We start from the raw sequence: 12,144 nt of genomic DNA, 5'->3' as shown, positions 1-12,144 counted from the left end.
CTTGCCTCATGCTGTTTCGAAACCGCATGGCACGGCGGTTCGAAGCGCCGTCTATGCCGGGTTCAGGGTTTCGACGAGACGGGCGAAGAAGCTCGCGCCGACCGGGGCGATCTCGTCGTTGAAATCGTATTTCGGATGGTGCACCGACGGCCCCTCGCCCTGCCCGAGAAACAGGAAGGCGCCGGGCCGCGCTTCGAGCATGTAGGAAAAATCCTCCGCCCCCATCTCGCGGGCACGGTCCACCTCGACGGCATGGTCCCCCGCCACCTCGCGGGCCACCGCGGCGGCCTTGTCCACATTCGCCGCGTGGTTCACCGTCGGCGGATAGCCGCGCTCATAGTCCAGTACCGCCTCCACCCCGAAGGCCGCCGCGGTGCCCGCCACGATCTCGCCCATCCGCCGCTCGACCATGTCGCGCAGATCCGGGTCGAAGGTGCGCACCGTGCCGCCGACGAAGGCTTTGTCGGGGATCACGTTATCGGCGCTGCCCGATTGCACCATGGTCACCGAAACCACCAGATCGTCGCGCGGATGCGCGTTGCGGCTGACGATGGTCTGGCAGGCCTGGGCGATGGCGAGCGCGGGCGGGATCGGGTCCACCGTTTCATGCGGATAGGCGCCGTGGCCGCCCTTGCCCTGAATGTGGATGCGGAACGTATCGACAGCCGCCATGATCGGCCCCGGCGTGGTGGAAAAACTGCCCAGCGGCTGGCCCGGCTCGTTATGCAGCGCATAGACCTCGTCGATCCCGAAGCGCTCCATCATCCCCTCTTCCACCATGATCCGCCCGCCGCCGATATCTTCCTCGGCGGGCTGGAAGATGAGCGCGACGCGGCCCTTGAACCGGCGCGTCTCGGCCAGGTAGCGCGCGGCACCTAGGAGCATGGTGGTATGGCCGTCATGGCCGCAGGCATGCATCCGCCCCGGCACCGTCGAGGCGTGCTCCAGTCCGGTCATCTCGTCCATCGGCAGCGCGTCCATATCGGCGCGCAGCCCGATTGTCGGCCCCTCGCCCTGCCCCTCGATGATCGCCACGACGCCCGAGGTCGCCAGCCCCTCGTGAATCTCGTCCACCCCGAAACCGCGCAGCTTGTCGACCACGAAACCGGCAGTCTCGTGGCAATCGAGCTTCAGCTCGGGATGCGCGTGCAGCCAGCGGCGCCAGGTTTTCATCTCGTCGGCAAATTCGCCGATCCGGTTGACGATGGGCATGGGTTTCGGCCCTCCACGGGGAATGCTATTGAGCGCGAGACTTCCCTGAATTGAGGCCGCGCGCAATGGCGAAAACTTCCGACGAGATCGTTCACGACCCCGAAGGCGGCATCGCGCGGCTGGTGGAAATCATGGCCCGGCTGCGCGATCCGCAAACCGGCTGCCCCTGGGATGTGGACCAGAGCTTCGCCACGATCGCCCCCTACACGATCGAGGAAGCCTATGAGGTGGCCGATGCGATCGAGCGCGAGGCGTGGGATGAGTTGAGGGGCGAGCTGGGCGATCTGTTGTTCCAGTCGGTCTTTCATGCCCGCATGGCCGAGGAAGCGGGGCTGTTCACCTTTCATGACGTGGCCCGGCAGATGGCCGACAAGATGGTCGCGCGCCATCCGCATGTGTTCGGCAATCAATCGGGCGTGGAAACCGCCAACGACCAGAGCGAGAACTGGGAGGCGATCAAGGCCGCCGAGCGGGCGGACAAGGCACAGCATGGCGTGCTTGACGGGGTCGCCGTTGGCCTGCCCGCCCTGCTGCGCGCCTACAAGCTGCAAAAGCGCGCCGCCCGCGTCGGCTTCGACTGGCCCGATATCGGGCCGGTGCTCGCCAAGGTGGCCGAGGAGGCCCGCGAGGTGGCCGAGGCCCGTGCGACGGCCAGTCACGAGGCGGTGACCGAGGAAGTGGGCGATCTGCTCTTCGTCCTCGCCAATCTGGCGCGGCATCTCGGCGTCGAGCCCGAGGCGGCACTGCGGCAGGCGAATGCGAAATTCATCCGCCGTTTCGAGGGGATAGAGGCCCGTCTTGCGGCGATGGGCAAACGGCCGGAAGACAGCGACCTCGCCGAGATGGATGCGCTCTGGGATGCGGTGAAGGCCGCCGAGAAGCGCGCTTAGAATAATCCTAATGTTTTAGTCAGGTATTGACCTGAGAGAAACAGTCGGATTTAACCGGCGCAACAGGATCACATCAGAAGGAACGCCCCGATGGAGACCAAGCTCGGCCTCGCCGCCGCCCTCACCCTCGCCACCGCCCTGCCCGCGCTGGCCGAGGTGAATATCTATTCCTACCGCCAGCCCGAGCTGATCCAGCCGCTGGTCGATGCCTTCACCGCCGAGACCGGCATCGAGGTCAATATCGCCTTTCTCAACCAGGGCCTCACCGAGCGCCTGCTGGCCGAGGGCACCCGCACCCCGGCCGATGTGATCCTCACCGCCGATGTGCAGCACCTCGCCGAAGCGGTGGAGGCCGGGGTGACCCAGCCGGTCGAAAGCGACGTGCTCACCGCCAACGTGCCCGAGGGCTTTCGCGACCCGGACAACCAGTGGTTCGGCCTCACCTCGCGCGCCCGCATCGTCTACGCCTCGCGCGACCGCGTCAGACCCGGCGAGATCACCAGCTACGAAGATCTGGTGGACCCGAAATGGGCGGGCCGCATCTGCACCCGCTCGGGCACCCATGCCTATAACACAGCCCTCACCGCCGCGATGATCGCCCATCACGGCGAGGACTACACAAAGGAATGGCTGACCGGCCTCAAGGCCAACCTGGCGATGAAGCCGCAGGGCAACGACCGGGCGCAGGTCAAATCCATCTGGGCCGGGGAATGCGATATCTCGCTCGGCAATACCTATTACATGGGCGAGATGCTGGAAGACGACGAGCAGCGCCAATGGGCCGAGGCGGTGCGCATCGAGTTTCCCGCCTTCGAAGATGGCGGCACCCATGTGAACATTTCCGGCGTGGCGATGACCGCCCATGCCAAGCACCCCGAGGATGCGCTGAAATTCATGGAATTCCTCACCTCGCCCGAAGCGCAGGCGATCTATGCGGCGGCGAACCACGAATACCCGGTCTCGCCCACCGCCGCCCCCTCGGATCTGGTGGCGAGCTGGGGCAGCTTCACCCCCGACAATACCGACCTGATGGACCTGGCGGGCCTGCGCGGCACGGCGCTGAAGCTGGTGCAGGAAGTGGATTTCGACGGCTGAGGCCGAACATTTTGGCGGGGCGGCTACTCGCCCCGCCGATAGCGCACCCCCGCCATCGCCGCCAGCCTGTCGAGATCGGCGGCATAGCGCGCGTCGAGCCGTGCTTTCGCATCGGCGGTAAAGGCGGCAAAGGGGGCATCCGCCGTCTCGGCAGCATGGGCCAGGCGCACCTCTTCGAGCAGGTCGGGCGTATATGTCTCGCCCGCCCGCAGCCGGGCCTGCATGGCGAACAGCCCCGCATCGTTCAGCGACACATTCGCCTCGCGCCCCGGCTCGACCAGCGCTGAGGTATCGAGAAGCGGGCAGACCACGCCGGCCAGCTCCGCCTGCGGACGGCGGCGATAGTCGAGCAGCACGATCTCGGCGGGCTTCAGCCCCTCGCGCATCGCCGAAATGACCTCGACCCAGCCGCCTTTGAACTGGGCCATCTTGCCGGCATGTTCCTCGAACGGGGCTTGCAGGTTATCCTCGGCGCGCTTGCGGTAGCCGGAGACGAAAATCTCGGAATAGGGCCGTAGCACCAGCGTGATCCGCGCCACCGAACGCGGCGCGAGGGCGCGGGCGAGAAAGCCCGCCCGCAGCGGCGCGGTGGGAAAGAACAGCCCTTTGTGAAAATCCAGCATCCGCCCGCAGATATTCTCTTCCGACAGGATCACCGGGCGGTCGGGGCGCAGCACCCGCCCCAGGTTGCGGCGGGCGCGTATCAACCGTTGTTCGATCGCCCCGGCATCATGGCGCGGGGCGGGAAAGCGCAGCGCCAGCGTGCCCTGTTTCGCCGCATCGCGGCCGGGATAGTTCAGATCGACCCCCTGCGCGCGGATCGCTTCGGCATTCACTTCCAGAAACAGCTGGAAGCTCGACGTGCCGGTGCGCGGGCTTCCGGCGTGGAGATAAACCTCTTCACTCATGCGCTTGGTATGGCGCGGCGCGGCGGCCGGGTCCATCACCAATCGCTCAGGCAGACCTCGCGGATATGCTCCGCCTGGGCGGCGACCATGCGCTCGCCCTCGGCGATGGCCTCGGCGCCGCGATAGAGCTCCAGCACGGTGAGATCGGTGAAGGCCGCGTCAAGCTGAACATGCGGCGGCTCGCCGGCCAGCCGGGCGCGGCGGATCGTGTCGGTCATCACGTCGATGGCCGCCGTGAGCACGTCGAAATAGTTGGGCGTTACCGCTTTGGCGGGGGCCGCCGGGTCGATCCCGAGCGTGTCGTGCAGCGCTTCGGGCAGGACGGTGGCGAGCCAGGGCTTGCCGTGCTTCGGTTCCGGCGGCTGCCAGATCCGGCCAAAGGGCTTGGCATTGGGATTCACCGCGATAACCACATCGGCCCCCATCGCCCGGGCGGCGGATACCGGCACCGGGTTGGTCAGCCCGCCATCGAGCAGCCAGCGGCCATCGAGCTCGACCGGGCTCATCACGCCGGGAATGCCCGCGGAGGCGCGCACCGCGCGGAAGGTCGGCCCCTCGTCGAGCCAGATCTCGCGGCCCGTGGCCATATCGGTGGCGATGGCGGTGAAGGGATGGGCCAGATCCTCGATCCGGGGCGCGAGATTCAGGCTTTTCAGCATGGCCTCGATCTGGCGCGCCTCGACCAGCCCGCCGGAGCGCAGGCGCACATCCATGAGCGAGACGAAGCGCGCCGGCGTCAGGGCGCGCACCCAGTCTTCCAGCGCGTCGAGCCTGTCACCCGCCCAGGCCGCCCCCACCAGCGCCCCCATCGAGGTGCCGGCGATCACATCGGGCCGCACGCCGAGCGTATCGAGGCCGCGCAGCACGCCGATATGGCACCAGCCGCGCGCGCCGCCGGAGCCAAGGGCAAGGCCGATTTTGGGTTTCGAACTCATGGGCGGAGTGTGAGCCTGCCCGGCGCCGGAGGCAAGGCCGGGGGGCGCTGCCCCCCGGACCCCCCGGGATATTTTTGGCAAGATGAAAAGCAGAAAGCCTTAGCCGGAGGCCGCCCGGGCGGTTTTCAACAGGCGGGAGACGCCTTCGGAAAGCGGCAGGCGTCCGGCGTGGATGTCGTCGTCCGGCACCCAGGCGAGCGCGGCGGCGTCGTCCGCCGCTTCGGCCATGCCGGTCACGTCTTCACACAGAATGGCAACGAGGAAGAAGTGATATTCGAGCGCGCCGGCGGCGTCGCGGTGGATGATGTCTTTGGTGCCGAGCTGCGGCCCCGCGCTGGCGGTCAGCCCGGTTTCCTCCGCCAATTCGCGCAAGGCCGCTTCGGCCACCGTCTCGCCCGGCTCGACCTTGCCGCCGGGAAAGCCCCACAGGTGCCGGTCGGGCGGATTGGCGCGCTGGACCAGCAGCGCTTCGCCGTCGCGCAGGGCCACGGCGAGCACACCGAGCGTAGGGCGCCCTGCACTCATTCCGCCGCCGACCGGCGCGGTTTCAGCATGTCCTTGAGGTAGCGCCCGGTATGGCTTGCGGCCACGCCGGCCACCTCTTCCGGCGTGCCCTCGGCCACGATGGTGCCGCCGCCATCGCCGCCTTCGGGGCCGATGTCGATGATCCAGTCGGCGGTCTTGATCACGTCGAGATTGTGCTCGATCACCACCACGGTGTTGCCGGCCTCGACCAGCTCGTGCAGCACTTCCAGCAGCTTGCGCACATCCTCGAAATGCAGCCCCGTGGTGGGCTCGTCGAGGATGTAGAGCGTGCGCCCGGTCGAGCGTTTGGACAGCTCCTTTGAGAGCTTCACCCGCTGCGCCTCACCGCCCGACAGCGTGGTCGCCTGCTGGCCCACCTTGATATAGCCAAGCCCCACCCGCATCAGCGCATCCATCTTCTCGCGGATCGAGGGCACCGCCTTGAAGAACTCCTGCGCGTCTTCCACCGTCATATCCAGCACATCGGCGATGGATTTGCCTTTGTATTTAATCTCAAGGGTTTCGCGGTTGTAGCGGTGGCCGTCGCAGGTTTCGCAGGTGACGTAGACATCGGGCAGGAAGTGCATCTCGATCTTGATCACGCCGTCGCCCTGGCACGCCTCGCAGCGCCCGCCCTTGACGTTGAACGAGAACCGCCCCGGCTTGTAGCCGCGCGCCTGCGCCTCGGGGAGCCCGGCGAACCAGTCGCGGATCGGGGTGAAGGCGCCGGTATAGGTGGCGGGGTTCGAGCGCGGGGTGCGGCCGATCGGGCGCTGGTCGATGTCGATCACCTTGTCGAGATGTTCGAGCCCCTTCACCGCGTCGCAGGGCGCCGGCGTCTGGCGCGCGCCCATCAGCCGCATCGAGGCGGTCTTGAACAGGGTCTCGATGGTCAGCGTCGACTTGCCGCCGCCCGACACGCCGGTGACGCAGACGAACCGCCCGAGCGGAAACTCCACCGAGACGCCCTGAAGGTTGTTGCCGGTGGCGTTTTCCACCCGCACCGCCTTGCCGTTGCCCTCGCGCCGCAGCCGCGGCACCGCGATCTCGCGCGCGCCGGTGAGATACTGGCCGGTGAGCGAGGCCGGATCGTTCGCCACCTCGTCGGGCGTGCCCTGCGCCACCACCTGGCCGCCATGCACCCCCGCACCGGGGCCGATATCGAAGACGTAATCCGCCTCGCGGATCGCCTCTTCGTCATGCTCCACCACGATCACGGTATTGCCCTGATCGCGCAGGTGCTTGAGCGTGTCGAGCAGCCGGCCATTATCGCGCTGATGCAGCCCGATGGAGGGCTCGTCGAGCACGTAGAGCACGCCGGTCAGGCCCGAGCCGATCTGGCTCGCCAGCCGGATGCGCTGCGCCTCGCCGCCCGACAGCGAGCCCGCGTTGCGGCTGAGGGTGAGATATTCCAGCCCCACGTTATTCAGGAACCCAAGCCGCTCGCGGATTTCCTTCAGGATCGCGCGGGCGATCTCGTTCTTCTGCGCGGTGAGCTGCTCGGGAACAGAATCGATCCAGTCGAGCGCCTCGCGGATCGACATCTGCACCACCTGCCCCACATGCAGGAGTTTGTCTTGCCCGCCTCCGGCAGGACCAATCTTCACCGCCAGAGCCTCGTCGCGCAGCCGGTAGCCGTGGCAGGCGCCGCAGGGGCGGTTGTTCTGATAGCGCTCGAATTCCTCGCGGATCCAATTCGAATCCGTCTCGCGGTAGCGCCGCTCCATATTGGGGATCACCCCCTCGAACGGGCGCGTCACCTCGTAGACCCGCCCGCCTTCGTCGAAGCGGAATTTGATCTCGTCCTTGCCGGAGCCGTAGAGGAAGACCTGTTGCACCTCTTCGGGCAGGTCTTTCCACGGCGTGTTGCGGTCGAACTCGTAGTGCTTCGCAATCGCCTCGATGGTCTGGAGGAAATAAGGCGACTTGCCCTTGCGCCAGGGCGCGAGCGCGCCGTCATAGACCTTGAGCGAGGTGTCGGGCACGACAAGACGTTCGTCGAAGAACAGCTCCATCCCCAGCCCGTCGCAGACCGGGCAGGCGCCGAACGGGGCGTTGAACGAGAACAGGCGCGGTTCGATCTCGGGGATGGTGAAGCCGCTCACCGGACAGGCGAAGTTTTCCGAGAAGGTGATGCGCTCGGGCTCACCCTCTTTCGGTGCGGTTTCCAGAATAGCGATGCCATCGGCGAGGTTCAGCGCGGTGCGGAACGAATCGGCCAGCCGCGTTTCCAGCCCCTCGCGCACCACGATCCGGTCGACTACCACGTCGATATTGTGGCGGAAGTTCTTCTCCAGCACCGGCGGGTCTTCCAGCTCGTAAAAGCCGCCATCGACCTTCACCCGCTGGTAGCCCTGCTTGCGCAGCTCGGCAAACTCCTTGCGGTATTCGCCCTTGCGGTCGCGCACGATGGGGGCGAGCAGATAGGCGCGCGTGCCCTCCTCCATGCCCATCACCCGGTCGACCATATCCTGCACCTGCTGCGCCTCGATCGGCAGGCCGGTGGCGGGGCTGTAGGGCGTGCCGGCGCGGGCGAACAGGAGCCGCAGATAGTCGTAAATCTCGGTGACGGTGCCGACCGTGGAGCGCGGGTTCTTGCTCGTGGTCTTCTGTTCGATGGAAATCGCCGGGCTGAGGCCGGAAATATGGTCGACATCCGGTTTCTGCATCATGTCGAGGAACTGGCGGGCATAGGCCGACAGGCTTTCGACATAGCGCCGCTGGCCCTCGGCATAGATCGTATCGAAGGCGAGCGAGGATTTGCCCGAGCCCGACAGCCCGGTGATCACCACCAGCTCGTCGCGCGGGATATCGACGTCGATCCCCTTGAGGTTATGCTCGCGCGCGCCGCGTACTTCGATGAATTTCAGCTCTGCCATGACCACCCTCGTATGACCCGGCCTTGATACGCCAAAGCCGGGGCCGCGCCAACGGGAAAATGTGAACGAAGAGCGAACATCTGCCATGCCGCATCACCCTTTGGCGCGCGGCGGCGCTCAGGCCACCCTGTCTGCGCCCGGCTGTGCGGCAATGGGCGGCAGGGAGGCGGCCAGCCGGGCATAGCCGCTGCGCCGCCAATGCTGACAGACCGGCACCCAGACCGGGCGCGCCGCGACCAGCCCGAGACGGCAGGCGCCGAGCAAAAGCCGCCGCCGCCCGCGCTGCCTTGCCCGATGACGATCGACATAATCCAGCGCCGCCGCGACAAAGGCGGCATCCCAGGCGCGGCTCAGCAGATGCGCCCGCTCGGCGGCATATCCGGCCACGCGCCCGCCGCCGGTGGCCAGTTCGGCCTCGGCCCGGCGGATCGCCTGGCCCAGATCGTGGTAGATATGCGCGCGGGCCCCGAGCGAAACCAGCAGCAACAGGGCCGGAAACGGCGCGCGAATCGTCAGCCGCCGCGCCAGACGGTGATACCGCCGCCAATGCGGCGCCGTTCCGGCAACCGGCCCATCCAGCCGCGCGAGCACATGTTCACGGTAGAGATCGCGGAAATGGGGAATGACGACATAGGCAAAGCCCGCCTCCGGCTGCCGGGCGAGCCGGGCGAGCCAGTTGCGGGTGGTGCAGGCATAAAGCTCGACGAACAGCGCGTGAATATGGTCGGGGTGGTCTGGCCCGGCCTGCATCCAGGTTTCGAAGAGCGCATCGAGTTCGGCGGGCACGGCTTCCGCCCGCGCCCGCGCCTCGGCCGGGATCGCCATGCCAATCGGCACCGGCGCGATCATATCCTCAAAGCCCCGTTCATACCGGAATTGCTACACGACGCGCGCCAAAACGCAAAACCCGCTGCATCCGGCTGCGCGCCGCCGCTTTTATCGCGCCGAGAATCGGCTAGGCTGCCGCAAACCGCTTTGCGTCAGGGGATTTCCATGCTGCGCCTTCTTGCTTTTGTCCTTTTCCTTTTGCCCGGCCTCGCCTTCGCCCAGGGCGCGCCCCGCACCATTCTCGTGCTCGACGGCTCCGGCTCGATGTGGGGCCAGATCGACGGCGTGAACAAGATCGTCATCGCCCGCGAGGTGATGGCCGATCTGCTCGCCACCCTGCCCGCCGAGCGCGAACTGGGGCTGATGAGCTACGGCCATCGCCGCAAGGGCGACTGCGCCGATATCGAAATGCTGATCGAACCGGGCACCGACCGCGCCGCCATTGCCGATGCCGTCAACGCGATCAATCCGAAGGGCAAGACGCCGCTGTCGGCCGCCGTGATCCAGGCTGCCGAAGCCCTGCGCTACACCGAGGAAGAGGCAACGGTGATCCTGATTTCCGACGGGATCGAAACCTGCGAGCTGGACCCCTGTGCCGTGGGCCGCGAGCTTGAGGCCACGGGTGTGGGCTTCACCGCCCATGTGATCGGCTTCGACGTGGCCGACCCGGAGGCGCTGGCGCAGCTTCAGTGCCTCGCCGAAGAGACCGGCGGCCAGTTCCGCACCGCAGGCAATGCCGACGAACTCGCCGAGGCGCTCGACGTGGTGGTGGCAGAACCGGAACCCGAGCCCGAGCCGGAACCCTTCTTCGCCGAGGTCACCTTCCGCGCCACCGAGGGCGAGAACGGGCCGCAGATCACCGAGGGGCTGCACTGGGTCATCGGCAGCGATGAAGGCGGGCCGGAAGTGGCCGTGAGCGACGAGGCGACGCTGACCGTCACCCTCCCCGCCGCCACCAGCCGCGCCGACGTGACCCGGCTGGCCGACGAGGCGACGGCGAGCGAGGTCTTCACCCTGACCGAAACCTCGCCCACCAGCCTGACGGTCACCCTCGTGCTGCCGCCCTTCGCCCCCCCGGCCTCGCTCGACGCGCCGGGCAGCGCGCCGGCAGGCTCGGTGGTGCCGGTGACCTGGCAAGGCCCGAATGCCGAGCGCGATTACCTGGTGACCGCCACCGCCGACATGAGCGGCAGCCAGTATATCGACTACAGCTATCTCGAAAGCGGCGAGGGCAATACGGTGATGCTGCAAATGCCGCCGGAACCCGGCACCTATGAGCTGCGCTACATTCTCACCGAGGGCAACAAGGTGCTGGCGACGCGGATGATCGAGATTACCCCGCTGACCATCACCCTCGCCCCGCCCGAGGCCGCCACCATCGGCCAGGACGCGCCGGTAAACTGGACCGGGCCGGGCTACCCGCGCGACTACATCTCCGTCGCCGCGCCCGATCAGCCGGATAACCAGTATGTGACCTATTCCTATGTCGAAAACGGCAGCCCGCTCGATGTGCGGATGCCGCCGGAGCCGGGCAGCTACGAGCTGCGCTACGTGCTCGGCGCCTCGGGCCATGTCGCGGCGCGGATGCCCTTCGAGGTGGGCGACACCGCAACCAGCGTAAACGGCCCCGCCGAGGCCGCCGCGGGCGCGACCATCACCGTCGGCTGGACCGGGCCGGATGCGCAGAACGACTACATCGCCATTGCCCCGGTCGGCAGCCCCGACAACCAGTACAAGGGCTACACCTATACCGAGGCCGGCAATCCGCTGGAGCTGCGGCTGCCGCAGGAGCCGGGCGAGTACGAGTTGCGCTATGTGCTCAACCAGAAGGCCACGGTGCTGGCGCGCAGCCCGATCACCCTCACCCCCGTCACCGCCACGCTCGACGCGCCCGAAAGCGCAGCGGCGGGCAGCGCACTGGCAATCGGCTGGAGCGGACCGGATTACGACCGCGACTATGTGGCCATCGCCCCGCTCGGCGCGAAAGACGGCGATTATGTGAGCTACGGCTACACCGGCAACGGCAACCCGGCCACCTTCCAGGCCCCGACCGAACCCGGCGAGTACGAGCTGCGCTACATCGCCAATGACAATGGCAGCGCGGTCATCGCCCGCCGCCCGATCACCATCGTGGCGGTGACGGCAAGCCTCGACGCGCCAGCCAGCGCACCCGCAGGCAGCACCCGGCCGATCGGCTGGACCGGCCCGGGCAGCACCCGCGACTACATCGCCATTGCCCGCCCCGCAGACGCAGCCAACCGCTACGAAACCTACGAATATACCCGCGACGACAAGCCGGTGGAGATGGACATCCCCGCCGAACCGGGCAGCTACGAACTGCGCTATATCCAGGCGGGCAGCCCGGCGCAGATCCTCGCGTCAATGCCCTTCGAGGTGACCGCCGTCAGCGCCAGCCTCGCCGCCGCGCCCACCGCCCCGGCAGGCGGCACGCTCAGCGTGACCTGGGAGGGTCCGGGCTACAGCCGCGACTACATCGCCATTGCCGGGCCAGGCGATGCGGCGGCAGCCTATGAGAGCTACGAATACGCCCATCGCGGCTCGCCGCTCATCATCGACGTGCCGGACGAACCGGGGGCCTATGAGCTGCGCTACGTGATCTCCAACCGGGCCGGTCGGGCGGTGATCGGCGCGGTGCCACTCACGGTGGAGTAAGCCCGTCCCCGCCATGCAAGGCCCCGGCAGACAAGGCTCTGCCGGGGCCTTGCTCTGCGCCCGATCCGCACAAATCCGCGCAATCGCATTTTCGTGACCTTTTTTGCTTATTAGGATCTTGTAATATTCAATAACGTGAATATTATCGTTCCCAACACAGCAACACCGCCACCGGCCGAAGCGAACAGGGGCCGGTGGC

At 67.2% G+C, this 12,144-nt stretch carries 9 protein-coding genes; 3 read left to right on the top strand and 6 right to left on the bottom strand.

Annotation, left to right across the window (positions count from 1 at the left end; genetic code table 11):
• Nucleotides 1–51 precede the first annotated feature (51 nt).
• Nucleotides 52–1,212 (bottom strand): M20 aminoacylase family protein, encoded by a 1,161-nt coding sequence (locus QMG28_RS09210; RefSeq protein WP_281841941.1) that lies wholly within the window; start codon nucleotides 1,210–1,212, stop codon nucleotides 52–54.
• Between the two features lie 65 nt (nucleotides 1,213–1,277).
• On the opposite strand from QMG28_RS09210, the gene mazG reads away from it, so the two are divergent.
• Both mazG and QMG28_RS09200 read left to right on the top strand, forming a co-directional pair.
• Nucleotides 1,278–2,102, top strand: coding sequence for a nucleoside triphosphate pyrophosphohydrolase (mazG, locus tag QMG28_RS09205; RefSeq protein ID WP_281841939.1), 825 nt, complete (start codon nucleotides 1,278–1,280; stop codon nucleotides 2,100–2,102).
• A gap of 90 nt (nucleotides 2,103–2,192) precedes the next feature.
• Nucleotides 2,193–3,197 (top strand): Fe(3+) ABC transporter substrate-binding protein, encoded by a 1,005-nt coding sequence (locus QMG28_RS09200; protein ID WP_281841938.1) that lies wholly within the window; start codon nucleotides 2,193–2,195, stop codon nucleotides 3,195–3,197.
• A gap of 23 nt (nucleotides 3,198–3,220) precedes the next feature.
• Here QMG28_RS09200 and QMG28_RS09195 read toward each other — a convergent pair whose 3' ends face one another.
• From QMG28_RS09195 to QMG28_RS09175, 5 genes are all read right to left on the bottom strand, one after another.
• Nucleotides 3,221–4,105: a hypothetical protein gene (locus QMG28_RS09195; RefSeq protein ID WP_281841937.1), complete on the bottom strand. Its 885-nt coding sequence runs from the start codon at nucleotides 4,103–4,105 to the stop codon at nucleotides 3,221–3,223.
• Between the two features lie 35 nt (nucleotides 4,106–4,140).
• A complete protein-coding gene (locus tag QMG28_RS09190; protein ID WP_281841935.1) occupies nucleotides 4,141–5,040 on the bottom strand; it encodes a patatin-like phospholipase family protein in 900 nt (299 codons plus the stop codon).
• A 99-nt stretch (nucleotides 5,041–5,139) separates the two neighbouring features.
• A complete protein-coding gene (locus QMG28_RS09185) occupies nucleotides 5,140–5,565 on the bottom strand; it encodes an NUDIX hydrolase (RefSeq protein WP_281841934.1) in 426 nt (141 codons plus the stop codon).
• A complete protein-coding gene (gene uvrA, locus QMG28_RS09180) occupies nucleotides 5,562–8,444 on the bottom strand; it encodes an excinuclease ABC subunit UvrA (RefSeq protein ID WP_281841933.1) in 2,883 nt (960 codons plus the stop codon). Before uvrA ends, QMG28_RS09185 begins: the two co-directional genes overlap by 4 nt.
• A gap of 117 nt (nucleotides 8,445–8,561) precedes the next feature.
• Nucleotides 8,562–9,293 carry a hypothetical protein gene (locus tag QMG28_RS09175; protein WP_281841932.1) on the bottom strand — a complete coding sequence of 244 codons (732 nt, stop codon included), beginning with the start codon at nucleotides 9,291–9,293 and terminating at the stop codon, nucleotides 8,562–8,564.
• A gap of 144 nt (nucleotides 9,294–9,437) precedes the next feature.
• On the opposite strand from QMG28_RS09175, the gene QMG28_RS09170 reads away from it, so the two are divergent.
• Nucleotides 9,438–11,945, top strand: coding sequence for a vWA domain-containing protein (locus QMG28_RS09170; protein ID WP_281841931.1), 2,508 nt, complete (start codon nucleotides 9,438–9,440; stop codon nucleotides 11,943–11,945).
• The last annotated feature ends 199 nt before the right edge of the window (nucleotides 11,946–12,144 follow it).

Origin of the sequence: Sinisalibacter aestuarii, assembly GCF_027923545.1 — a bacterium.
In the GTDB taxonomy this organism is placed as follows: Bacteria; Pseudomonadota; Alphaproteobacteria; order Rhodobacterales; family Rhodobacteraceae; genus Sinisalibacter; species Sinisalibacter aestuarii.
The sequence above is the reverse complement of the archived record's forward strand: the minus strand, read 5'-3'. Positions and strand labels throughout refer to the sequence as shown.